Below are 543 nucleotides of genomic sequence, written 5' to 3' on the forward strand. Positions count from 1 at the left end.
TGGAGAGCTGGAACTGCTCTGTGCGGTCAAAGCCCCAGAAGGAATCAACAGGCTGCAGCGCCCCTTCCAGACCGAAGCGCAGGTGCTCAAGCTCGTCCTGGTCCAATTCTTCGCCCACGAATTGCTTTTCCGGGATGAATCGAGGCCGTGCCGGAACTGTTGCATCGGCCAACCTCGCGTTCCGTTTTGCGATTTCCGCTTGTGAGGCTTTGAGGTGGCGCTGTGCCTTGAGTCTGTTTAGACCGGCGAAGATTACTGCCCCGGCAATGGGGACTGCCACCAGCCAGTCGTTGCCTGGTTCTGGGGCCCGAATAGCGCCAACCGCGGCTGCTCCGAGCCAGACGGCCAGGGGGGCCAGGATGTTTCCACTGCCAAACCAAATCACAAAGGCGATGGAGAAGAGCACCATGGTAGCTGCGAACCATAGGACGTTTACGAGTACCGCGCCGGCGCCGGGATAAAACATACCGGCGCCGGGAAATAGCAGGCCGAGGCCGAAGGCCTTGAGTTGAGGCGCACCGCCAAGCAGTAAGGGCAGAACTC

1 protein-coding gene is annotated in these 543 nt (G+C 60.2%); it reads right to left on the reverse strand.

Going from position 1 to position 543, the window contains the following annotated elements; genetic code table 11:
* Positions 1-543, reverse strand: a 543-nt coding sequence (locus tag CXQ89_RS18510) for a hypothetical protein (RefSeq protein ID WP_219815647.1), incomplete at both ends; no start/stop codon positions are given.

The organism is Arthrobacter sp. ZGTC212 (assembly GCF_002929255.1).
GTDB classification, from domain to species: domain Bacteria; phylum Actinomycetota; class Actinomycetes; order Actinomycetales; family Micrococcaceae; genus Arthrobacter_B; species Arthrobacter_B sunyaminii.